The sequence below is a fragment of the Streptomyces sp. NPDC059477 genome (genome assembly GCF_042749375.1).
Taxonomy (GTDB): domain Bacteria; phylum Actinomycetota; class Actinomycetes; order Streptomycetales; family Streptomycetaceae; genus Streptomyces.
Window position 1 is genome coordinate 17692 of sequence record NZ_JBHYUG010000065.1, and the last position, 21684, is coordinate 39375.

A 21684-nucleotide genomic window follows, 5' to 3' on the forward strand; every position below is an offset into this window, starting at 1 on the left:
CGGTCAGCGTCATGGTGGTGGTACGGCTCTCTGTGGGGCCGCGGTCGGGGGCCGCGGCGGTCACGGGGTGAAGAGGCGGTGGGTGTCCTTGACGATCCGGCCGTCCTTGACGACCAGCACCACGCGCGAGGGGTCGGGAGCAGGCCGGGGTCGGTGAGCGGATCGCCGTCGACGGCGACGAGATCGGCCGTCATGCCCGGCCGGACGGTGCCGAGGTGGTCGTCGAGGCCGAGGATCCGGGCGTTGACGGAGGTGGCGGAGACGATGGCCGCCATGGGTCCCATCAGTTCGGCCTTGAGCACCAGTTCCCGCCCGTGACACGGGGGTGCGGTGCCGAGCAGGTCGGATCCCGACCCGATCGGTATCCCGGCCGCCGCGGCCATGCGCAGGGAGTGGGCCATGGCGGCCTCGATGCCGTGGGCCCGGGCCGCGATGTCCGCGCCCACTCCCACGCCCACGGCGTCCTCGGCCAGCAGCCGTGCCACGGTCAGCGTCGGTACCAGGGCCGTGCCGTGCCGGGCCATCAGGGCGCAGGTCTCCTCGTCGAGATGGCTCCCGTGCTCCACGCAGCGCGCCCCGGCCAGGACCGCCGTCCGCACGCCCTCGGCGTTGTGGGCGTGCACGGTGACATAGGTGCCGCGGGCCGTTGCCTCCCGGACGGCCGCCCGGATCTCGGCGTCGGTGAACTGGGTGTCGGTGAGGGCGTCGGAGTGGGAGATGACGCCTCCGGTGACGCACATCTTGAGGAAGTCCGCGCCGCGCCGGAAGGCGGTCCGCGCCGCCCGGGTGACCCCGTCCGGGCCGTCGCAGACCAGGGCGAACTGGCCCAGGCCCGGTACGGCCCAGGGGGCGCGGCCGTCGAACTGCGGGCCGAGGTGGCCGTGGCCGCCGGTCTGGGCCAGGATCGGCCCGGCGACCAGCACCCGCGGTCCCGGGATCCGGCCCGACGCGATGGCGCGTACCAGCCCCGCGTCGGTGCCGCCGCAGTCGCGCAGGGTGGTGAAGCCCGAGTGCAGCGCCTGCCCGGCGGCGTGGAACATGCCGGCGGCGACCTCGGCGGCGGAGACGGAGCCCTGGCCGATGTCGGCCAGGGAGTGCCCCGCGCCGAAGAGATGCACATGGGCGTCGATCAGCCCCGGCAGCAGGGTCAGCCCGGTGAGGTCGAGGGTGCGTCCGGACGGCGCGCGGTCCTGGATCCGCGTCCCGTCGACGACGACGTTCGCTTTTTCGACGGGGTCGCGCCCGGTTCCGTCGATGAGGGTGGCCCCGGTGAGTGTCAGCACGGCGGCTTCCCGAGGTGGCGGTCCATCCACTCCGCGAGCGCGTCGTCCTGGGCCTCGCGGATCGCGGGCGGCCCGATGATCGAGCCGTCGTGGCCGACGCCGGGGAGGATCAGCATCTCGGCCGGGCAGCCGGCCGTGGTGAGGGCGGTGTAGTACTGGCGGGCCTGCTCGGGCGGGCAGCGGTGGTCGTGCTCGGAGACGACGAGCAGGGTGGGGGTGGTGCTGCGGTGCGCGTAGGTCAGGAGTGAGCACTCGGCCATGCGCCGCGGCGAGTTGTCCATGGCCAGGGAGAGCAGGGGCACGCCGAGGTCCGATGTCCCGTACAGGCTGTGCAGATTCACGGCCGGGTTCTCCGCGACGGCGGCCCGGAAGCGGTCAGTGTGGGAGGTGATCCAGCAGGTCATGTAGCCGCCGTAGGACAGACCGCAGACGCCGAGCCGGCCGGGGTCCGCCAGGCCCTCGCCGACGACGTGGTCCACCGCGGCCATGAAGTCGGGGAAGTCGCTCTCGCCCCAGGCGCTCATGGTGGCGGCGGAGAACCCGGGACCGTATCCCCGGGAGCCGCGCGGGTTGATCATCAGCACGCCGTAGCCGCGGTCCGCGAGGCGGTGGGCGTCGGCGTTGTACGTCTCGCCGAAGGCCAGCTTCGGGCCGCCGTGGATCATCAGCACCGTGGGGTACGGCGCGCTCGCCCCGGCGGGGCAAAGGAACCAGCCCTCGATCGCGGTCCCGTCGGCCGAGCGGACGGCGAGGTGCTCCACCTCGTGCACGGGGTCGCCGGCCAGGAAGGTGACCCGGGTCCCGGCGCCGGTGGCGACGTCCGTCACATACAGATCCGGCCGGGTGGCGGCGGTCGCGCCGGTGTGCAGCAGGCGTCCGGCGCGCAGGGCGATCGGATGGGCCGTACGGGGCCCGGTGACAAGGGGGTGGGACCGGGGCGGGCCGTCGAGGGCGAACCGGTGGATCTCCAGCGTGCCGCCGTTGTGCACCCCCGCCACGGCGTGGGTCGCGTCCGCGAGGACGACGGGCGTCTCGCCGAGCACGCTCGGCAGGTCGATGTGGAACCCTCCGTGCAGGTCGAGTCCCAGACCCTCGGTCAGCGAGCGGGTCCCCTCGGGGCCGGTGATCCACAGATCACCGGTCGACGCCGGGTGCAGCATCGCTGCGGAGCCGTGCAGCACGCGGCCGTCCGCCAGCGGCCGTGCCACGGCCACGTCCGGCACCACGGGGCCGCGGTCGGTGACCCGGCCGTCCTCGGTCACCGTGCGCACCTGGTCCGAGGGCACCGGTGAGCCGGGCGGGAAACTCGCCACATAGGTGATGCCGCCGGGTCCCCACACCGGGTCCCGGTTCAGGTACTCGTCGTCGGTGAGCCGGCGCACCTCCCCGCTCTCCACGTCGGCCGACCAGATGTCGGTGACGGCGTCGTCGAGGAGCCCGATCCCGTCCGCCCAGGGAACGGCACGGGTGACGCGGTAGGGCGCGGCCGGGTCACGGGCGGGACGCGGGGGCGGGGCGGTCCAGGCGAGCCGGCGGCCGTGCGGGCTCCACACCGGCCCCTGGACGACGGGCGTCTCGGCGACCTGGACCACCTCGCCGGAGCCCGGGTCCAGCAGATGGAGCCGGGGCGTACCGGAGCAGTCGGAGGCGAACGCGATCCGCCGCCCGTCGGGGGACCAGGCGGGACAGGTGTCGCGTGAACCGTGGGCCACCGCACGGAAACCGGGCTCGCCGACGGTGCCGAGCCGCAGTTCCACCCGGTCGGCCGTTCCCTCGGCCCACTGCGCGGCCCAGACCACCCGCCGCCCGTCCGGGGAGAGATCGGCGCTGTGCACGAAGATCCGGGAATCGGACAAGAGGGGCCTCCTTTCATGTTCCACTGGTACAAAGCGCAGCGTGTACCATCGGTACATGAGCCGTCAAGACTCCCGCAACGAACTGCTCGGCAAGGCTGTCGCCCATGTGGGAGAGCGCGGCATGGGCGACATGTCCCTCAGAGGTCTCGCCGAGAGCATCGGGACCAGCCACCGGATGCTCCTCTACCACTTCGGCTCCCGCGAGCAACTGCTCGTCCAGATCCTCCAGCGACTACGGGCGGAGGAGCAGCGGACGTACTCCGCCGGCATCCCGGACATCAGCCGCGTGCAACTGCTGCGCAGGCTGTGGGACCTGTACACCTCACCGGAATCCGACGCCCGCATCCGGAACTTCTTCTACGTCATCGGGCTCGCCGCCCAACAGCCCGACCTCTACCGCGAGTTCCTCGACTCACTCGCCGACTGGACCACGATCCTGCACGAACAGGGCCTGCGCGAGGGACTGGACGACAAGCGGGCGGCCACCGAGGCACACCTGCTCACCTGCTCGGTCCGGGGCCTGGTACTGGACCTCATCACCTCGGGGGACCACCCCCGGGCCCAGGACGCCTTCGACCTCCTCTGCGCCTCACTGGAACGGTCGGACTGACCCCCCCTTCGGCACACGCCACGGCATCCGGACCGCGCCGTCCCCGGACCGACTCCCCTTCGTCCGCGACCTGGTGGGCACCGACGCGACCGAGGGGACCGATGGGACCAACGCGACCGATGGGACCAACGGTGGCGCGGCCATCGCCGTGGGGAAGAGCCTGGAGCGCCTGAAGGGGTCGGAGAGGCCGCGCCGCCCGAAAACAGCAACGGTCGAACAACGTGTGCGTTCTGTCCGGCACGCAAAATCTCCCGACCTGTATTTCCCCAGGTCGGGAGTTGTTCCCGGAGTGCCCCCGGCAGGATTCCAACCTGCGCATACGGCTCCGGAGGCCGTCGTGGTGAGGCAGTACGGGGCGCCGTCGGACGTGTGGGCGGGTGAAGCGCCGGGACGAGCCAGTGTGGTGCAGTGCGCCGAAGCCGGGTGTTTACGGCGTGGTGGTCCGGTTTCCTGAATACGTGGGGTGGCTTTGCCGTCGGGTGTGCGGTTGTCGGATCGGTTCGCGGCGCGGGCCTTTCGGGCGGAGGACAGGGCGTGGCGGTGGTTCTTCCATGGTGCGGGTGAAGGCCGGGTTCGGTGAGACGGAGTGCTTCGTCGAGGGGGGGGCTGGACGAAGCGATGCTCGGGGACGGTGGCGATGACCTTGCCATGCTGGTAGATCTGGCCTTTTCCGTTGCCGCAGGAGACGCCGAGGTCGGCGTCGCGGGCTCTCCGGGACCGTTGTGGAGGCGATTCTCACGGGACGTCGTTCACACAGCTCACGCTGTCCTGGACGGCCGATCCGCTGAGCCGACCATCCGCACCCATGGCGCCGAGCACCCCGGGCGGGAACTGCCCGCCGGGCGCCAGGTACCCGGCCTGGCTGCCCCGGCCGTGCCCGACTCCCGGCCGCCGCGCGAACAAGGGACAGCCCAGCCCCGGACGCCGCACCGGGATTGAGCGACCGATCCGGGCGGGTACCCCCCTTTCAGCACATCCACCGAAGTACCCCCTTGCGTAAGGGCGTTGGTGCGCGGATGTGCTGCGCGTGCTGCCTCTGTGCGCCCTTGTGAAGGGCGCTGTGTCCGGATCACCTTGGTGAGGGCTGAGAACGGGGAAGACGGTGTCCTCTCAGCAACCCAACGCTCGGCTCGCACGGCTGCTTGAGGAGGCGGGATGGAACGCGAGCCATCTTGCCCACGACGTCTCCTCGGTCGCGTCCGAACACGGTCACGACATGATCGTGAACCGCTCGACGGCGACGCGCTGGCTCTCGGGCGCCCATCCGCGTCCGCCCGCGCCCGCCTACATCCTGGAAGCGCTGTCCCGCCGCCTGGGCAGACCCCTGGCCGCCGCCGACGCCGGTCTGACCCGAGCCCCCGTCCGAATACCGCACTGGTCCTGGGAGGCAGACCCCGTGCGCCATCTGGCCAAGCTCACCCACAGCCAACTCGACCCCGACCGGGGCAACATCCCGGGCGCGGACATCTACAGCCTCGCCGCGCTGGCCGTCCCGGAATGGGAGGACCTGCTCTCGCGGACCAGGATTCGCCGCGCCGGCGTCATGGCCGGACGCCGCGTGGGCAGCGCCGAAGTGGAGGCGCTGAAGAGCATGACCGCCGTCTTCGCCACCTCGACCGGGGCCTTCGGCGGCGGTCACGCCCGCAACGCACTCACCGCCTACCTCGCTGACGACGTCACGCCCTGGCTCCTCGCCGACGCCAGCGACCACATACACCGGCAACTCCTCACCCGCACCGCCCAGCTCACCATCCTCCTGGGCAATATGTGCGCCGACGACGGCCACAGCGCCCTGGCCCAGCACTACCACCGCACCGCCGCCCACCTGGCCGCCGAAGCCGAGGACCCCCACACCTACACCATCGCGATCAGGGCCCTCGCCTCCCACGCGCTGGAACTCGGACACCCCCGGCCCTCACTCGCCCTGACCGAACAGGCCGCCGCCACCGCGACCCGCCACTCCTCGACCTCACCCAGTCCTTCACCCAGACCCAACTGGCCCTCGCGCACGCACGAGCCCAGGACCGCCCCCGCGCCCTCCTCGCCCTGCACAACGCGGAAGTCCTCCACAGCAAGGCGGAGCAGGACCCCTCCGACCCCTTCGACAGCTACCCGACCGCAGCCCTCCACTACCAGCGGGCCCGCACACTCACGGCACTCAAGGATCACCAGGCGGCCGACCGGGCCTTCCACTCCTCTCTGCGAGCCCGCGCCCCCCAGGCACGCCGCGCCAGAGCACTGACCACCGCACTCCTGGCCGAATCACAGCTCCTCCAGGGCAACCTCGAAGAATCCCTCACCACCTGGAAACGCTTCCTCACCGACTACCCCGGCTTGCGGTCGGCCCGCGCCACCGCCTCCCTCACCACGATGCGCCAGGCACTGCGCCCCTACAGCACCCACCCCGACGTGGCCCTCCTGGAAGAGGAGGCAGCGACGCTGTGAATCACCTGCATATCGTCGCGCTGATGACCCGGCCGCTGAGGGAGCGCAGGGCGACCGGGACGCCGATGATCTGGCCCCCACGCCAGGGAGCGATGACGTCTGTTCGTTCGTGATCCGCGCCGTCCGGGGTTGCTCGGGGTAGAACTTGTCGGCCCAGCGGCGGGCGGGCCCGATGGGGCCGTCTCCCCTGTGTGAGGTGGGGAGGTGCGGCGTACCGGCGGTGGTTCCGGACGCTGGCGTCCTGGCGGATGGTCACCATGACGAACCGCATGAACGCGTGGGAGACGAGGCGGCCGAGGGCACGGCGCGGGGCTGGGTCGCGGCCGGCGGGAAGCGGCAAGTGGCCAGGGCGTGTTCGGCCCGGTCGTGTCGCTGCCGCAGGCGCTGAATCCGAATCTGCGGAGAGAACCGGCTGAGTGAACGGTCACGACTCCAGCGCTATGTCCACGCCAGGGCTGTAGCGGTGGCTTTGATGGATGAATTCCATACTGCCTCCCAGCCAGAGGATTACTTCATTGATGTAATCCTTGGTGGCAGGGATATGCCGTTCGTGTGCGCACATGGACGGGTAGAACTGATCAATTCGGTCTCGAATTGACAGCAGCGTGTTCATGCGCGCGTGCAATATGGAGGTGTAGTGGAGGACGGTTTCGTCGGGGGTGGTGCCCAGGGTGTGCTGGAGGCTGGTGAAAGTGTTGGGGACGGCTTCGAAGTCGTGCTCCCGTTGCACAGACCCCAGATCCGCGGCCATGCTGATCAGATCGCATACCAGAAGCCGGACGTTTTCCATGAGGAAGCTGTCCAGAACGGCATCCGGCGGTGCTGTAGGACCGACCAGCTCCACGAAGCCGACCCCGATCGGTGCTACGCAACTTCGCAGCTTGTAGGTGCTGTACGTCAGATAGTCCGGAACCTCACCTGTTTTCCGCAGTGCGATCTCCCAGAGGACTGAACTCTGGAATTCATGGAAGGAGCGTGAGAACCGCCGTTCCCAGCCCGGATTTTTGAACTGGGTGCGTGACGTGACCCAGAGTTCGAGGAGGGCCTGACCGAACGGTGATGTCAGGGACTCCGGTTCGATCGGAGAATTGGCCTTGCGGGACACTGTGGCCCCCATGTTCCGGAGGAATGCCAGATACTCCGGTGAGAGACTGTCGTAGGGTGTCTCGTCTGTGTGCACGTCGACGGCGAACAGGAACACGATCCAGCGGGTCACCAGGGACAGGTCGGCCAGCGAAGCGTTCGGGTAGGCCAGGGACGCACAGCGTGCGTAGCCGCAGTCCACGCATTCCTGGAAGAATTTCTCGCTGCCCAGGATTCCGATGTCCCGTGCCCACTCAAGCGCCTGCTTCTGGACCTCCTCCACGTGCACGTTCATTGCGTGGGGTACGGGGCGTCGGCTGACGTCGTCCGGCCAGATCTCTTTCCAGGGACTTTCCGGCATGTGAATCCTCTCCAGGGCCGTCGTGCGGGAGGTGTGCGGTTGCCGGTACCCGGGCTACAGATACGCGGTTGCCAGTTGAAGGGCGGAAATGATCGCGGACCGGGTCAGGTGCGGTGCGGTGAAGAGCCCTCGGCCGTTCCACATCTCGGCGTACTGCGTGTCGTTGTCGTCGAGGTGGTGGCAGAGATAGGCGAACGCCCGCGTCAGGGGTGAGGTGTCCGTCGTGAGCCCCGCCTGTACGAGGGCATCGAGAGCGAGGACGGCGTACGCGGTTTCCTCGGGCTGTCCTTGATCAGCTCCCCAGGAGCCGTTCGGATGCTGGGTCTCCCGCAGCCACCGTGCCGTCTTTTCCAGGATTTTCGGTGCGGTGCAAGCCAGGCCGAATGCGACATGCGCTGTCGCGTAGTACGGGGAGGTATGCCACTTGTCGTACCAGTAGGCGCCGTCGATGCGTTGGTCGGCGATGTATCCGGCCGCCTTCTCGATCTGGGGCGCATAGCGCCGTGGCTCGGGACTGAATGCTTCGACGATCCGGGCATTGACGGCCACCGAGCCGTCCCGTTCGAATTCGTAGCAGGTGAAGTAGCCGTCCCGTTCGAAGGTCAGCAGCTGGGGCAAGTAGGGCGTGACGTCGGTGCCCGCCCGGTGGAGGATGGTCATGGCCATGGCCGTGTCGTCGGCGTCGGGGAGCGGGAAGGTCGCGCTCATGGTGACAAGACCGTCGGTGTCGAGGATGGCGCGCAGCTTCGCCAGGTGCTGGTCGAGGCCGGCGGGACGCAGTCCGGCCCGGACGATCGGGTAGAGGGTCCAGCCGAGGATGAAGATCTCGATGGGGGCGAGTTCGGGGAAGCCGCCGTCGGGGGACTGCGCGGCGAGGCGGCGCAGGAAGCTCTCGGCGGCGGCGTTGTCGCCGTCGCGGCACAGGGCCGCGGTGGCCGCCGGTGAGCAGCCGATGCTTCCGTCCTCGGCCTGGAAGCGCTCGGCCTGCCGGGCGAGGAGCTGCGGGCTGACGAGTTCGGCCGAGTACAGCAGGGGGGACGGCGCGTCGCTGGGCAGTACTGCGGGGAGCCTGCCGAGTTTGGCGGAGCGGAGTTGCTCGATGTCCGCGAAGCGTTCGGCCGGCAGGTTCAGGCCCGCGCGGCGGCCCTGGTCCAGCAGGTACGGCACGGCCAGTTCGAAGGCGGACGTCTGGTGGGGGGAGGTGCGCCAGTCCTCGGAGTGTCCCCACAGGTAGTCCACGCCGTCCTGGACAGCGCCCTTGGCCCATGGCTCGCCGTACCGGCCCAGGCAGGCCACGGCGGCGAGGGTCGAGACCAGGCGGTCGACCGGCACGGGGAGAGTGCCGCCCCAGGAACCGTCGGCGTGCTGATGGTGGCGCAGCCAGTCCAGAGCCTGGGGAAACCAGGGCCTTCCGGCGGCGTCACGCAGGCCCGCGATGAACGCGGTGTTGTAGGTGTTCGAGCTGGTGGGGTGGGAGTCCAGCGTGCTGAGAAGGTGTGCCGCACGCTGGGTGAGATCGGGCGATGGGATCATGATGCGGCCTTTGCTGGTCGTGAACTCGCTGTGGGCACCGATTGAGCCGAACCTCGTGCTCGGTCCGGGCCGAGCGCCGATGGCTTCCGCGCTCGTCGGCCCGCCTGGTCCCACCGGACTGTCAGGCCCGGGAGACGCTGGCGGATGGGTTCCTTTGGGTTCCTCGGATGTCCTGGCACGCTCCTCTGGCGAGGCTTGTCCCCGCGCTCTCGTACGCGCCACGGTCCGGACCGCGTGTGGTGACAGGCCGTCACGGTGGCCTCGGCGGTCGAGGGTCCAGGGGAGCGGCGGCGAAGGGCGCCCGTCCGCGATCACGGCCCTCTGGGAAGGGCGAAGGGCGATGGACTCGTCAGCGGCCTGGACGGCCCCGACATCCCGGGGCGAGATCGACTGCCGGAAGCGGGACTTGAAGGCGTGGACGGTCCTCATCGTCTCGTCCACGGACAGGGTGGTCCGCGAGAGCCGTACGACACTGGACTCGTCCCGCACCTCGATGTGCGCGGCATGGTCGGGGCCGTCGACGGGGTGCCCTCGGGTACCTGGTCCGTCCGCTCCACGAAGACCGTGCCGTTGTCCTCCGGGGACCGGACGACGTGGGCGTTGTGGACGATCTCATGGCGTACGTGGACGGGGGCGCCCGTACATCTTCAGAGCCCGCTCCACCGTACCGACCGCCCGCTCGACACCCGCGTACCGTCCGCGTGGAGCGGCGAGCAGGACCCGTTTGCGCTGTCGGAGGGTGGTGGTCATGTGGACCTCCGGACGGCGCTGTCCGCGAGGTCGCGCAGCAGGCGGGTGGATGCCGGTGGCATTGGTGCGGCTTGGAGGTGGTGGAGAGCCTGTGCGTACCGTTCGGTGATCATGGTTTCGACCTGTTGGGTGGCGCCGGTGGCGGTGATGATGTTGCGGGCGGTGGCGGCCTGGTCGTGGGTGAGGTCGCGGTGGCCGAGGAGGGGGCGGAGCTGGTCGGCCTGTGTGCGGGTGGCGTGGCGCAGGGCGAGGGCGATGAGGACGGTGGCTTTGCCTTCGCGGAGGTCGTCGAGTGCGGGTTTGCCGGTGTGGGCGGGGTCGCCGAAGACGCCGAGGAGGTCGTCGCGGAGCTGGAAGGCTTCGCCCAGGGGGATGGCGAAGGCGGACAGGGAGTCGAGGAGGCTCTGGTCGGCGCCGGCGAGGGCGGCGCCTATGTGCAGGGGCCGTTCGATGGTGTATTTGGCGGTCTTGTAGCGGCAGATCGCCAGTGCCCGGCCGACATCGACGCCGGGGGTGCCGGTGGCGAGGACATCGAGGTACTGGCCGTACATGACCTCGGTGCGCATGGCGTCGAGCAGGGGGAGGGTGTCGGTGAGCTGCTTGTGGCTGAGGCCGGCGGTGTGGAGGAGTTCGTCGGACCAGGTGAGGGCGAGGTCGCCGATGAGGACGGCGGTGCTGGCGCCGAGTCGGTTGGCGGCGGTGGTGGTGCGGCCGGGGGCGTGGCGGGCGGCGAGGGCGCGGTGGACGGTGGGGTGTCCGCGGCGGGTGTCGGAGCGGTCCATGACGTCGTCGTGGATGAGGCAGAAGGCGTGGAACATCTCCAGGCTTGCGGCGGCGCGGACGACGGGGAGGGGGTGGCCGCGCCCTCCGGCGGTGTGCCAGCCGGTGAGGCAGAGCAGGGGGCGGATGCGTTTGCCTCCGGCGGCCAGGAAGTCCGTCAGGAGTGCGGTCACTTCTCCCGGCATGTTCTGTCGGGCCGCGGCACGGGCCTTGTCGGTGAGGAAGGCGCCGAGGGCGGTGTCGATCTTGGCGCGGGCCTGGTCCAGGCCGGCGCCGTCGGGCTGGGCCGGGGCTGTGGTGGTCATGAGGGGTCCTGTGGCGGGGCCGGGGCGTCCTGGGGAGCTGTTTCGTCGGTGAGGCGGAGTGCTTCGTCGAGGAGTGCTTCGACGATGCGGTGTTCGGGGACGGTGCGGATGATCTGACCCCGGCGGAAGATCTGGCCTTTGCCGTTGCCGCAGGAGACGCCGAGGTCGGCTTCGCGGGCTTCGCCGGGGCCGTTGACGACGCAGCCCATGACGGCGACCCGGATGGGGTGGGGGAAGCCGTCGAAGGCGGCCTCCACTTTCATGGCGAGGGTGTGGATGTCGACCTGGAGGCGTCCGCAGCCGGGGCAGGAGACGATCTCCAGCTTGCGGGGGCGCAGGCCGAGGGAGGACAGGATGTGGCAGCCGGCTTTGACCTGTTCGACGGGTGGTGCGGACAGGGAGACGCGGATGGTGTCACCGATGCCTTCGCCGAGGAGGATGCCGAGGGCGACGGCGGATTTGATGGCGCCCTGGAAGGCGGGTCCGGCTTCGGTGACGCCGAGGTGCAGGGGGTAGTCGCAGGCGTCGGCGAGGAGCCGGTTGGCGGCGATCATCGTGGTGGGGTCGTGGTGTTTGACGGCGATCTTCAGGTTCTGGAAGCCGTGTTCCTCGAAGAGGGAGCATTCCCACAGCGCGGACTCGACCAGGGCTTCGGGTGTGGCGCGGCCGTGTTTGGCGAGGAGGCGGGGGTCGAGGGATCCGGCGTTGACGCCGATCCGGATCGGTACGCCGGCCGCTGCGGCTGCTTTGGCGATGTCGCCGACCTTGTCGTCGAACTTGCGGATGTTGCCGGGGTTGACCCGTACGGCGGCGCAGCCGGCGTCGAGGGCGGCGAAGACGTAGCGGGGCTGGAAGTGGATGTCGGCGATCACCGGGAGTTTCGAGCGGGCGACGATCTGAGGGAGGGCGTCGGCGTCGTCCTGGGAGGGGACGGCGACGCGGACGATGTCGCATCCGGCGGCGGTGATCTCGGCGATCTGCTGGAGGGTGGCGTCGATGTCGGCGGTGGGGGTGGTGGTCATGGTCTGGACGGAGACCGGCGCGCCGCCGCCCACCGGGACGTTCCCGACGTGGACTTGGCGGGTTGGGCGGCGCGCCGGGGTGGTGGGGAGGGTGGGAAGGCCGAGGTCGGTGGTCATGGTGTCCTGCCTTCTTTCGCGGTCCGCTGGGAGTGGTGGGGGAGTCCGGCGCGGGCGCGGAGTGTCGCGTGGACGATGCCCTGGGCGTCGAGGCCCGCGGCGCTGAGCAGGTCGTTGCGGGTGGCGTGGGGGAGGAAGCGGCGGGGCAGGCCCAGGATGTGGGTGGGCACGGTGCTGCCGGTGTCGGTGATCGCCTGGGCGACGGCCGCTCCCACGCCGCCGGTGCGGATGCCGTCCTCGACGGTGATCACGAGGCGGTGGCGTGCGGCGAGTTCGGTGAGCTGGTGGGGGACGGGCAGGGCCCAGCGGGGGTCGGCGACGGTGCATCCGATGCCCCGCTGGTCGAGGTAGGCGGCGGCTTCGACGGCTGCCCCGGCGAGGGGGCCGGTGGCGACGAGCAGGACGTCCCGGACACCGGAACGGAACAGGACATCGACGGGACCGTGCCGCTCCAGGGCCTCGATGTCGGCTGCGGCCTGGGCTTTGGGGAAGCGCAGGGCGGTGGGACCGGCGTGGTGGGTGACGGCCTCGGTGAGCAGTTCCCGCAGTTGTGCGGCATCGCGCGGGACGGCCACGCGCATGCCGGGGACGGCGTTCAGGAGGGCCAGGTCCCACATGCCGTGGTGGGAGGGGCCGTCGGGGCCGGTGATCCCGGCCCGGTCCAGGACGAAGGTCACCGGCAGGCCGTGCAGGGCGACATCCATCAGGACCTGGTCGAAGGCGCGGTTCAGGAAGGTGGCGTAGAGGGCCACGACGGGATGGCAGCCCTGCATCGCCAGTCCGGCCGCCGAGGTGACCGCGTGCTGCTCGGCTATCCCGACGTCGAAGACACGGTCCGGGAACTTCTCCCGCATGGCGTGCAGGCCGGTCGGCCGCAGCATCGACGCGGTGACGGCCACCACCTGCGGGTGCCCGTCCGCCACCGCCACCAGCTCGTCCGAGAACACACTCGTCCACGACCGCCCCGCACCCTTGCCCGCCGCGGCGGGGCGGCCGGTGGCCGGATCGACGACACCGACCGCGTGCAGGCAGTCCGCCTCGTCCGTCTCCGCAGGTGGGTATCCACGGCCCTTGACGGTCACCACGTGCACGAGGGCGGGGCGTGCCAGCGCCCGTGCCCGGCGCAAGGCGTCTTCCACTGCGGCGCTGTCGTGGCCGTCGACGGGACCGATGTAGGCGAGGCCCAGCTCGGTGAACAGGTTCCGCTGCTCATCTCCCGTCGTGCCCTCCGGCCGTTTCAGTGCGCTCAAATGCTCGGCGAGGGCGCCGGTGGTGGGGTCGTAGGAGCGGCCGTTGTCGTTGAGGACGACGATCACCGGCCGCTCCGGAGCGGCGCCGAGGTTGTTCAGGCCCTCCCAGGCCAGTCCCCCGGTGAGGGCCCCGTCGCCGATGACGGCCACCACCGCACGGCCGCCCTCACCGCTCAGGGCCCGCGCCTTCGCGAGGCCGTCGGCGTAGGAGAGGGAGGTGGAGGCGTGGGAGTTCTCCACCAGGTCGTGGGGCGACTCGGCCCGCGACGGGTACCCGGACAGGCCCCCGGCCTGCCGCAGCGACCAGAAATCCTGGCGGCGGCCGGTCAGCAGCTTGTGTACGTACGCCTGGTGCCCGGTGTCGAAGACGATCGCGTCCCTCGGCGAGTCGAAGACCCGGTGCAGCGCCAGGGTCAGCTCCACCACCCCCAGGTTCGGGCCCAGATGACCGCCCGTCGCGCACACCGCGTCGATCAGGAACGCCCTGATCTCGGCCGCCAGCTCGCCCAGTCGATCCCGGGGCAGGGCGCGCAGGGCGGCAGGGGTGCCGGTCTCCTCCAGCAGCGGGAAACGGGTGCCAGAGACGCTGGTTGTGCTCATCGGTTCTTCCTCACTGCGGCGGGCGGCGCGAAGTAGGTGTCCTCGGTCGTGGTGATCCGTTCCTGCACGGTGAGCGGCCCCAGCCCGGCCAGTGCCGCGAGGGTCTCCTGGACGAGGGCGGGCGGGGCGGACGCCCCGGCGCTGAGCCCGACCGTGGCCGCCTCGCGCAGCCAGTCGGGCCGGATGCGGGAGGCGTCCTCGATCAGATGGGCCGCGGTGCCCGCCTTGCGGGCCAGCTCCACGAGCCGGACCGAGTTGGAGGAGTTCTCCGACCCGAGGACCAGGACGAGATCGGCCCGCGCGGTGACAGCCTGCAGGGCGTGCTGGCGGTTGGTGGTGGCGTAACAGATGTCCTCCGAGCCCGGACCGCGAGCCTGGGGGAAACGTTCCTTGAGCGCCGCGATCGTGGCCTGGGTCTCGTCCACGGCGAGCGTCGTCTGCGTCAGGTACGTGACCTTCGACGGGTCCGGCAGCTCCAGACCGGCGACGTCCTGCGCGCTGCCGACGACCACGGTGGCGTCGGGGGCCTCACCGTAGGTGCCCTCGACCTCCTCGTGACCGGCATGCCCGATCAGCACGATGCTGCTGCCCCGCTCGGCGAACCGGCGCGCCTCCGCATGGACCTTCGTCACCAGCGGACACGTCGCGTCCACCACCGTCAGATCCCTGCGCTCCGCCTCCGCACGAACCTGCGGGGAGACACCATGCGCGGAGAACACCACCAAAGACCCTTCGGGAACCTCCTCCAGCTCCTCCACGAACACCGCCCCGCGCCCCGCCAGGCCGGCGATGACGTGCGTGTTGTGGACGATCTGCTTCCGCACGAACACCCGCCGCCCACCAGGCCCCTGCTGCTGATCCAGGAGAGCCTCGACGACCTCGATCGCCCGCTCCACCCCCGCACAGAACGACCGCGGAGAGGCCAGCAGAACCGTCCTGGGCCCCATGACCCGCGCCCAGGACTCCACGGCCGCCCCTACCACCGGCCGCAGGGCCGGGTCCGGAACCGCCACGGCCACACCACCAGAATCCCCGGCGGTAGGGACTTCCCCGAAAGGGCCGGCGCGGGCGACAACGGCCTGTGAACCGCTGCTCGCCCCTTCCCTTTCCTGCAACAGCCGGACCGGGCCTGTGACCACCCCGTGGCCCGCGGCACTGAGCGCCCCCGCGACCATCGGTGCGGCAGAACAGACGGTGACGCGCCCATCAGGCCAGGACAGTTCGTCGGCCACCAGCACAGGAGAGGCTCGAAGCGTCACCGCTGGCACGGCGGCCGGGTACCAGGACACGGAGGACCGGGACATGCGTGTCTACCTCGCTTTGGGTAGGGGAAGATCGGCACCGGCAGTTCGTCACTGCCGAGGGGGGCCGCGCGAACAGGGCCGGCCCTCGGTGGCGCGCCGGGATTGAGATACCGATCCAGGCGGGTACCTCCCCTTCAGTACACCCCCCGAAGTCCCGCCCTGTGTAGGGGGTTTGGTGCGCGGATGTGCTGCGAGTGCTGCGACTGTGCGCCCTTGTGAAAGGCGCTGTATCGAGGTCACCGTGGCCAGAGCTGAGAAATGGGGATGAGGTGTCCTCTCAGCGACCCAACGCACGGTTTCCGCATGCTGCAAGAGACAGGGTGGAAGGCGACCCAACTCGCCCACGATGTGTCCGTGGTCGCGTCCGAACACGGTCACGAAATGATCGTGAACCGCTCGACAGCGACGCGCCGGCTCTCGGGCACCCATCCCCGTCCATCCGCGCCCGCCTACATCCTGGAGGCGCTTCCCGCCGCCTGGGCGGAGCCCTCACGCCGCCGGTCTGACCCGGGCCCCCGCCCGCATACCGCACTGGTCCTGGGAGGCAGACCCCGTGCGCCATCTGGCCAAGCTCACCTGGAGGGCTGTTGAGCCGGGTACGAGAGGTGTCCATTTGACCGGCAGTGATCACGTACTGTGCTTCTGACCTTGCTGTTCGTGGACCTCATGTGCTGACGGCGTGCGGTGTGTTCGAGCCGCCCAGCCCTGGATCTCCACCCGGCACACGGAGTGAACGCGGCCCGGCGAATCCCTGCCGGACCGTCAGACGACTGCCTTGTGGGTGACCGTGCAACAGCAGCCCGAAGGAGCCCTCCAGCCATGTCACATCCAGAGTTGTCCGGACTGGAGATCCCCGAGCTAACCCTGCCGTTCCCCGCCCCCAGGGAGCACCCACAGGCTCAGGAGATCAGCGGCGACACCGATCAGTGATTGCGCGAGACCGGCCGCATGGCCACTCCCGAACGGGAGCGACACCTCATCGGACTACGACGCGACCTCAGCCCGCGGCGACACACGGATGGCTGGAATCGCTGACCACATGCCCAGAAGCCGGCCACCGCTCACCTCATCGGTCCGCACCCAGTCCGCAAGACAGCCGCAGGTCACCAACCTCCTTGAATTCGGGCAGTACACCTTCCCCTCCCCAATTCGCCGATATCTGCGTCGAGTTGGGGGTGCAACAGTCCACGGGCACGGTCAGCACGAGCGCGGACAACGCGCTCGCCGAAAGCTTCAACGCCCCCTGAAACGCGAGACGTTCCGCGGTGCCCGCCACTTCGACGGGACCCGCACCGACCCTGCCGAGGTCACCCAGCGCGCGGGCAACGGTTTTGCGGTCAGATCTTGATGACCGTGGCCCGCGTGCCGCACAACATCGCGAGGTCCTCGGGGTCGGAGGTGAGGATCGTGGCCGGCTCAGGCGCGGCGAGGGCGGTGGCGGCGAGCATGGCGCCGATGGCGTACTTGTGGCCGTGCAGGCCGGCGTCGGCGAGGAGTGCGGCGGCGTGGCGGGCGATCGGCTCGCTGATCGGCTCCACGGCGAGGCGGGAGAGCGTCCACTCCAGGGCCGGGCGGTTGATGCGGGGGTGGACCACTTCGACGAGGGTGGCCGCCGAGGTGATCACACGCAGGTCGTCGGCGCGGGCCAGGGCAAGCCAGGCAGTGACCGTAGGGTCGCGCATGACGGCCTTGGCCAGTCCTTCGCTGTCGAGGACGAGGGTGCCGCCGGGGACTGCGGGTGAGCGGGTCACGCGGCGTCCGCTCCGTGCTGCGTCTGCTCACGTCGTGCCTGGGTGAGCTGGTCGCGCAGGGCCTGAATCTCCCCGTCCGTGACGGGTCCGTGCTCGGCTTCGGCGACGGCGATGAGTTCGTTGAGGTTGTCGCGTTCGATCTGGCGGGCGACGGCCGCGGCCACATAGGCGGACAGGCCGGAGGGGCCGCTGCGGGCCTTGGCGGCTTCGGCGATGTCGCGCGGCATGGTGATCGAGTACTTCCCGGTGGGCCCACTCATGCTACTTATCCTGCCTGCAATCCTCCCGGCGTAGGCCCTCTCCGGTCGGCATGGCAGCCGCAGGCGACGCGTTGCCCTGGAGAGAGGCGGTGGACGCCCTGCGGAGTTCGGCAGGCCATGCACGAGGTGCACCCAGGCGGGGGCGCGGGCCGAGGGTGGTGCAACCCCGGCGGAGGCTGACGGCTGGGGACGGAGCGGATGTCAGGGCTGTGGCCGACGAGCTCGCAGCCTCGTTGGCCCGGGCCGTCAGGCAAGCCGCCGCCGATGACTCCGGCCGGGTGAGGACGAGGCGCGGTCCGGCCTCGCTCAGCTGGTAGGCCTTCACGCTCGAACACCTGGGCGCGCGCTGGGGGCAGGTCCCGGCGAAGACCCGGAACGAGACCAAGGACGCTCTCTGCTCCATCACCATGGCGATGCTCCGAAGGACGCGAGGCCGATCGAATGACGAGCTGCTGCGGCGACAGCGGACGCACTCACGATGCGCGTGGTCTGAAGAGCCGACCGCCAGGAGACACGCGGACAGTGCCGCTTCCTCCCGGTCAAAGGGGAGTTCTGCTTGGTGACGGATCAGCGTTCGAGGACCGACTCTGCAAGGCGGCACGGTGGCTGGGTGCCCGAGCCGTGGCCCGGCCGACAGCTCAGATAGCGCAACGGTCTATTGGTCCGTATGCGATCTCCCAAGGGGATCAAGCGAAACAGCAGGTCAAAGCGACGGCAAGTCAGGCCGTGTGCGTTTCGACATGCACAAAAAAGGCGCCGACCGGCATTTCTGCTGGTCAGCGCCTCAATCCGGAGTGCCCCCGGCAGGATTCGAACCTGCGCACACGGCTCCGGAGGCCGTTGCTCTATCCCCTGAGCTACGGGGGCGTGTCGGGCGCTGAGTTGTTTGCTCGCGGCGACGGGTAGAACACTACCAGCTCACCTGGGGTGGTCATGAACGCGTTTTGTGGGGCGGGGGAGGGGCGGGTGTCGCCCTCAGGGATCGGAAGTGGGGAAAACTCGGACGCGGTGGCCGGTGCCGACCTACTCTCAAGTTGTGCCAGGCGCCTCGGGCCGGGTGCTTGTTGTGGACGACAACAAGGTCATCCGGCAGCTGATCAGGGTCAACCTCGAACTGGAGGGTTTCGAGGTGGTGACCGCGGCCGATGGTGTCGAGTGTCTGGATGTCGTTCATGAAGTGCAGCCCGATGTCGTGACACTCGATGTCGTCATGCCCCGGCTCGACGGCCTCCGGACCGCCGGCCGGCTCCGCGCGGATCCCCGTACCCGCCATCTCCCCATCGCTGTCGTCAGCGCGTGCACTCAGTACGAGGTCGACAGTGGTCTCGATGCCGGTGTGGATGCCTTCCTCGCCAAGCCCTTCGAGCCCAATGAGCTGGTGCGGCTCGTTCGAGGGCTCGTCGAGCTGCGGCGCAGTCGCGCGGAGGAACAGGGGAGAGGGCTGGTCGAGGGGGCTTTCCGGGGTACGGGGGGAGCGGTCTCCGGGGAACCCGGGCGCGGCGGCTGACGGCCCGGTTTCCGGGTGTCACGGTCGCCGGCCGTTCCGGCGTCGAACCCCGTCCAGCGCCCCGGCGTCCACATCCCGGACCATCGGGCAAATCGGGTCGCCTACCCACCCCCCTCCTCCCCTACGCTTGTCCCGTGACCCCCGTCGAGCTCTCCCGCACCGTGCTGCGCGCGGTGCGCAGTGCTGTGGTGATGGGGGAGCTGAAGGTGGCGGTGCCCGAGCGGGCCGTGGTCACGGTGCCGGGTGCCGGGGGGAGTGGCGAGTACGCCACCAACATCGCTCTTCAGCTGGCCCGGCCGGCCGGGCAGAGCGCCCGTCGGGTCGCTGAGATCCTCTCCCCGTATCTCCTTCGGGCCGACGACGGGATTCGGGATGTCGTCGTCACCGGACCCGGGTTTCTCAACTTTTCGCTTGCCGGGTCGGGTGGTCTCGTATCCGAGGTGCTGCGGAGCGGGGTGCGCTACGGGCATGTCGATCAGGGCACCGGGCAGGTGGTTCGGCTTCGCGCCCCCCAGGAACTCCGCGCCCTCGTCGTCATGGATTCCCTCGCGCGGATTCTGCGGTCCCAAGGTGTCGGTGTAGAGACGGGGGCCACCGGCCAGCAGCTCCACGACCATCCCGGTGTCGTCGTGCGGCCCGTTCCCGCGCCCTCCGATCCGTTCGTCCTCGGCGCCGACGCCGGCCGCTGGGCGCTGCTGTACCCGGCGCCCCACGACCGGCCCCGGATCGGGGGCGAGCATCTGGTCCAGCGCGAGAGCAATCCGTTGTTCCGGGTGCGGTACGCCCATGCCCGTACCCGCGCGCTCAGCAGCAACGCCGCCGATCTGGGGTTCGGCGCCGTGGCCGGTGACGCCATCGGCATGAGTGGAGGGCCCTACGGGTCCTACGGGTCCTACGGTCCTGTCCTCGCGGCGGTCTCCGACCACCCCCGGGTGCTCGCCGCCGCCGCCACCCACCACGACCCCTCCCGGCTCGCCCGGCATCTCGTCGTGGTCGCGGACGCCGTCATGCCGGTGCTGCCCGGCGTGCTGCCACGGGGCGGGGAGAAACCCTCGGCCACCCATCGCGCCCGGCTCGCTCTTGTCGAGGCCGTCGGAGCGGTGCTGGCCGGTGGCCTCTCCCTGCTCGGTATCGACGCCCCGGACCACCTCTGAGAATTTCAGACACAAGACAAACAAGACAGCAAGACAAACAGCACAGCAAGACAAACAAGACACAAGACTCAAGCCACCAGCCCCACCGATCAGCCGCCCCGATCAGACCCACAGATCACCGATCCGCCACACCGATTCAGACACACCGATCAGACACACAGAGACGACGAAAAGACATGAGCCGTTCCGCGCATCCCGCCGGGCCCCGTCACGCCGATGTGCTCCCCGAGGGGCATTACTCGGCGCCGCCCGCCGATCTCAACACGCTCGACGGGAAGGTATGGGCGCAGACCGTCGTCCGCGGTGACGACGGTGTGGTCGAGGTGGGGGGGATCGACGTCACACGGATCGCGGAGGAGTTCGGGACGCCCGCGTATGTGCTGGACGAGGCGGATTTCCGGGCCCGGGCCCGGGGCTGGCGCGATGCCTTCGGGGCGGACGCCGATGTCTTCTACGCCGGCAAGGCGTTTCTCTCGCGGGCCGTCGTGCGGTGGCTGCGCGAAGAAGGGCTCAATCTCGATGTCTGCTCGGGCGGGGAACTGGCCACCGCCCTCTCCGCGGGGATGCCCCCCGAGCGGATCGCGCTGCACGGGAACAACAAGTCCGTCGCTGAGATCCGCCGCGCCATCGAGGCCGGGGTCGGCCGGATCGTGCTCGACTCCTTCCAGGAGATCGTGCGGGTCGCGCACATCGCGCAGGAGCTGGGCGTCCGGCAGCGGGTGCAGATCCGGATCACCGTCGGGGTCGAGGCCCACACCCACGAGTTCATCGCCACCGCGCACGAGGACCAGAAGTTCGGCATTCCGCTGGCCGGCGGGCAGGCGGCCGAGGCCGTACGGCGGGCGCTCCAGCTCGACGGTCTTGAGCTGATCGGGATCCACTCCCACATCGGATCGCAGATCTTCGACATGTCCGGCTTCGAGGTCGCCGCGCACCGCGTGATCGGACTGCTCAAGGACGTCCGTGACGAGCATGGCGTCGAGCTGCCCGAGATCGATCTCGGCGGCGGGCTCGGCATCGCGTACACCAGCGACGACGATCCGCGCGAGCCGCACGAGATCGCCAAGGCGCTCCACGAGATCGTCTCCCGCGAGTGCGACCGGGCCCGGCTGCGCACGCCCCGGATCTCCGTCGAGCCCGGGCGGGCCATCGTCGGCCCGACCGCCTTCACGCTGTACGAGGTGGGCACGGTCAAGCCGCTCGACGGGCTGCGGACCTACGTCTCCGTCGACGGCGGCATGTCCGACAACATCCGCACCGCGCTCTACGACGCCGAGTACAGCGTCGCCCTCGTCTCCCGCGCCTCCGACGCCGAGCCGATGCTCGCCCGGGTCGTCGGCAAGCACTGTGAAAGCGGCGACATCGTCGTCAAGGACGCCTTCCTGCCCGGTGACCTGGCACCGGGGGATCTGATCGCCGTACCGGCCACCGGGGCGTACTGCCGGTCCATGGCCAGCAACTACAACCATGTGCCCCGGCCGCCCGTCGTCGCCGTGCGCGACGGACAGGCGCGGGTCGTCGTCCGGCGGGAGACCGAGGAGGATCTGCTGCGCCTCGATGTCGGCTGACACCGCGGTGAACTGCGGCGGAATTCCGGGGTGCCGGGACGGTGTGGAAGATCTCCTGTTTCCCGTCCCGCCGAAATGAAATAGATGTCTCACGATCCGGACCAGGGGCAGAAAGTCCCGTCCGGTGAGTGAGACTGGTGGGGCC

Annotated in this window: 14 protein-coding genes, 2 tRNA genes and 2 pseudogenes; 5 read left to right on the forward strand and 13 right to left on the reverse strand. The window is 70.1% G+C overall.

Annotation, left to right across the window (positions count from 1 at the left end):
* Window positions 1-161: 161 nt before the first annotated feature.
* Window positions 162-1313: pseudogene (locus tag ACFXAZ_RS27485) on the reverse strand (amidohydrolase family protein); the annotation flags it as partial.
* Window positions 1277-3139, reverse strand: coding sequence for a S9 family peptidase (locus tag ACFXAZ_RS27490; protein WP_384596668.1), 1863 nt, complete (start codon window positions 3137-3139; stop codon window positions 1277-1279). The pseudogene ACFXAZ_RS27485 and the gene ACFXAZ_RS27490, both read right to left, overlap by 37 nt.
* 55 nt (window positions 3140-3194) lie before the next feature.
* On the opposite strand from ACFXAZ_RS27490, the gene ACFXAZ_RS27495 reads away from it, so the two are divergent.
* Complete coding sequence (locus tag ACFXAZ_RS27495) at window positions 3195-3749, forward strand: TetR/AcrR family transcriptional regulator (RefSeq protein ID WP_384596669.1); 555 nt, start codon at window positions 3195-3197, stop codon at window positions 3747-3749.
* A gap of 290 nt (window positions 3750-4039) precedes the next feature.
* Here ACFXAZ_RS27495 and ACFXAZ_RS27500 read toward each other — a convergent pair.
* Window positions 4040-4108: transfer RNA gene (locus ACFXAZ_RS27500), tRNA-OTHER, on the reverse strand.
* An 857-nt stretch (window positions 4109-4965) separates the two neighbouring features.
* Here ACFXAZ_RS27500 and ACFXAZ_RS27505 point away from each other — a divergent pair.
* On the forward strand, window positions 4966-5991 hold the full coding sequence (locus tag ACFXAZ_RS27505) for a hypothetical protein (protein ID WP_384596671.1): 1026 nt from the start codon (window positions 4966-4968) through the stop codon (window positions 5989-5991).
* A gap of 627 nt (window positions 5992-6618) precedes the next feature.
* On the opposite strand, the gene ACFXAZ_RS27510 is transcribed toward ACFXAZ_RS27505, so the two are convergent.
* The 10 genes and pseudogenes from ACFXAZ_RS27510 to ACFXAZ_RS27555 all read right to left on the reverse strand — a co-directional run bounded on the left by ACFXAZ_RS27510 (window position 6619) and on the right by ACFXAZ_RS27555 (window position 18177).
* Window positions 6619-7560 (reverse strand): hypothetical protein, encoded by a 942-nt coding sequence (locus ACFXAZ_RS27510; protein WP_384596673.1) that lies wholly within the window; start codon window positions 7558-7560, stop codon window positions 6619-6621.
* 132 nt (window positions 7561-7692) lie between these two features.
* Window positions 7693-9171, reverse strand: a complete 1479-nt coding sequence (locus ACFXAZ_RS27515) for a prenyltransferase/squalene oxidase repeat-containing protein (RefSeq protein ID WP_384596701.1) — start codon at window positions 9169-9171, stop codon at window positions 7693-7695.
* 378 nt (window positions 9172-9549) lie between these two features.
* Window positions 9550-9921, reverse strand: a pseudogene (locus ACFXAZ_RS27520) (hypothetical protein); the annotation flags it as partial.
* On the reverse strand, window positions 9918-11006 hold the full coding sequence (locus tag ACFXAZ_RS27525) for a polyprenyl synthetase family protein (RefSeq protein ID WP_384596675.1): 1089 nt from the start codon (window positions 11004-11006) through the stop codon (window positions 9918-9920). The gene ACFXAZ_RS27525 and the pseudogene ACFXAZ_RS27520, both read right to left, overlap by 4 nt.
* Window positions 11003-12145 (reverse strand): flavodoxin-dependent (E)-4-hydroxy-3-methylbut-2-enyl-diphosphate synthase, encoded by a 1143-nt coding sequence (gene ispG / locus ACFXAZ_RS27530; RefSeq protein WP_384596677.1) that lies wholly within the window; start codon window positions 12143-12145, stop codon window positions 11003-11005. The genes ACFXAZ_RS27525 and ispG overlap by 4 nt, the downstream gene beginning before the upstream one ends.
* Complete coding sequence (locus ACFXAZ_RS27535) at window positions 12142-13995, reverse strand: 1-deoxy-D-xylulose-5-phosphate synthase (RefSeq protein ID WP_384596679.1); 1854 nt, start codon at window positions 13993-13995, stop codon at window positions 12142-12144. The genes ispG and ACFXAZ_RS27535 overlap by 4 nt, the downstream gene beginning before the upstream one ends.
* On the reverse strand, window positions 13992-15014 hold the full coding sequence (gene ispH, locus ACFXAZ_RS27540) for a 4-hydroxy-3-methylbut-2-enyl diphosphate reductase (RefSeq protein WP_384596681.1): 1023 nt from the start codon (window positions 15012-15014) through the stop codon (window positions 13992-13994). Before ispH ends, ACFXAZ_RS27535 begins: the two co-directional genes overlap by 4 nt.
* 1622 nt (window positions 15015-16636) lie before the next feature.
* The gene (locus ACFXAZ_RS27545) at window positions 16637-17050 is read right to left on the reverse strand and encodes a DNA-binding protein (protein ID WP_384596683.1); all 414 of its coding nucleotides are present in this window, start codon (window positions 17048-17050) and stop codon (window positions 16637-16639) included.
* Entirely contained in the window at window positions 17047-17310 is a 264-nt protein-coding gene (locus ACFXAZ_RS27550; protein ID WP_384596685.1) for a CopG family transcriptional regulator, read from the reverse strand. The genes ACFXAZ_RS27545 and ACFXAZ_RS27550 overlap by 4 nt, the downstream gene beginning before the upstream one ends.
* Before the next feature lie 795 nt (window positions 17311-18105).
* Window positions 18106-18177: transfer RNA gene (locus tag ACFXAZ_RS27555), tRNA-Arg, on the reverse strand.
* Window positions 18178-18346: 169 nt separating this feature from the next.
* On the opposite strand from ACFXAZ_RS27555, the gene ACFXAZ_RS27560 reads away from it, so the two are divergent.
* From ACFXAZ_RS27560 to lysA, 3 genes are all read left to right on the forward strand, one after another.
* On the forward strand, window positions 18347-18817 hold the full coding sequence (locus tag ACFXAZ_RS27560; protein WP_384596687.1) for a response regulator: 471 nt from the start codon (window positions 18347-18349) through the stop codon (window positions 18815-18817).
* Between the two features lie 134 nt (window positions 18818-18951).
* Window positions 18952-19971, forward strand: coding sequence for an ArgS-related anticodon-binding protein NrtL (gene nrtL / locus ACFXAZ_RS27565; protein WP_384596689.1), 1020 nt, complete (start codon window positions 18952-18954; stop codon window positions 19969-19971).
* 176 nt (window positions 19972-20147) lie between these two features.
* Window positions 20148-21539: a diaminopimelate decarboxylase gene (gene lysA, locus ACFXAZ_RS27570; protein ID WP_384596691.1), complete on the forward strand. Its 1392-nt coding sequence runs from the start codon at window positions 20148-20150 to the stop codon at window positions 21537-21539.
* The last annotated feature ends 145 nt before the right edge of the window (window positions 21540-21684 follow it).

Excerpts from the sequence above, each read along its gene's own strand:
- ACFXAZ_RS27525 (WP_384596675.1), bottom strand. The coding sequence starts at position 11,006 with ATGACCACCACAGCCCCGGCCCAGCCCGACGGCGCCGGCCTGGACCAG.
- ACFXAZ_RS27505 (WP_384596671.1), top strand. The coding sequence starts at position 4,966 with ATGATCGTGAACCGCTCGACGGCGACGCGCTGGCTCTCGGGCGCCCAT.
- ispG (WP_384596677.1), bottom strand. The coding sequence starts at position 12,145 with ATGACCACCGACCTCGGCCTTCCCACCCTCCCCACCACCCCGGCGCGC.
- ACFXAZ_RS27550 (WP_384596685.1), bottom strand. The coding sequence starts at position 17,310 with ATGAGTGGGCCCACCGGGAAGTACTCGATCACCATGCCGCGCGACATC.
- lysA (WP_384596691.1), top strand. The coding sequence starts at position 20,148 with ATGAGCCGTTCCGCGCATCCCGCCGGGCCCCGTCACGCCGATGTGCTC.
- ACFXAZ_RS27535 (WP_384596679.1), bottom strand. The coding sequence starts at position 13,995 with ATGAGCACAACCAGCGTCTCTGGCACCCGTTTCCCGCTGCTGGAGGAG.
- ACFXAZ_RS27515 (WP_384596701.1), bottom strand. The coding sequence starts at position 9,171 with ATGATCCCATCGCCCGATCTCACCCAGCGTGCGGCACACCTTCTCAGC.
- ACFXAZ_RS27495 (WP_384596669.1), top strand. The coding sequence starts at position 3,195 with ATGAGCCGTCAAGACTCCCGCAACGAACTGCTCGGCAAGGCTGTCGCC.